At 77.5% G+C, this 586-nt stretch carries 1 protein-coding gene; it reads right to left on the bottom strand.

Translation table 11 applies throughout. The features are described from left to right. Positions 1 to 586 (bottom strand): SAV_2336 N-terminal domain-related protein (locus CCN42_RS40280; protein ID WP_281259579.1); only part of this gene is annotated, 586 nt, incomplete at both ends.

Genomic DNA, 586 nt, shown 5'->3' on the forward strand with positions numbered 1-586 from the left:
GTGCGGGGCCGACAGGCGTCCGGGGGTGGCGGGCAGGGCGGTGTCGCGCCACAGGCGTTCCGGCAGGGGCTGGACGAGGGCGACCGGCATGCGGTGGGCCCAGCGGCGCAGGGTGGCGTACCAGAGGTCGGCGGCCGGGCCTTTGCGCCACTGCGGGCCCATGCAGTCGCTGAGCAGGAGGAGGACGGTGCGGCCGTCGGCGGGGGCGTGCGCGGCGTGGCCGTGCACCGTGCCGTCGGGTGCGGCGCGGTGCAGGGTGACCGTGCGAAAGACGCCGGACTGGGTGAGCGCGGTGTGCAGTTCGCGGACCAGGGGCCGCCAGACGGGCATGGTGGGGCCGGTGTCGTGGACGAGGCGCAGGGACAGCCAGCGTTCCCGGGCGGGGCGCATGACGGGGAGCCACCCGTCCGGGTCCGCGCCGAGGCGGGCGATGCGATCGGCGGTGGCACGCTCGTCCAGTTCGCGGCCGAGGGGCGCGTCGGTACGGCGTTTGAGGGGCCGCAGGGCGCGTTGCAGGCCGAGCGGGTGGCGCAGCATCGGGGGCGCGGGGGCCAGCAGAGAGGCGTACCGCGGGCCCGTACGGGGC

This window comes from Streptomyces glaucescens (assembly GCF_002154375.1).
In the GTDB taxonomy this organism is placed as follows: Bacteria; Actinomycetota; Actinomycetes; order Streptomycetales; family Streptomycetaceae; genus Streptomyces; species Streptomyces glaucescens.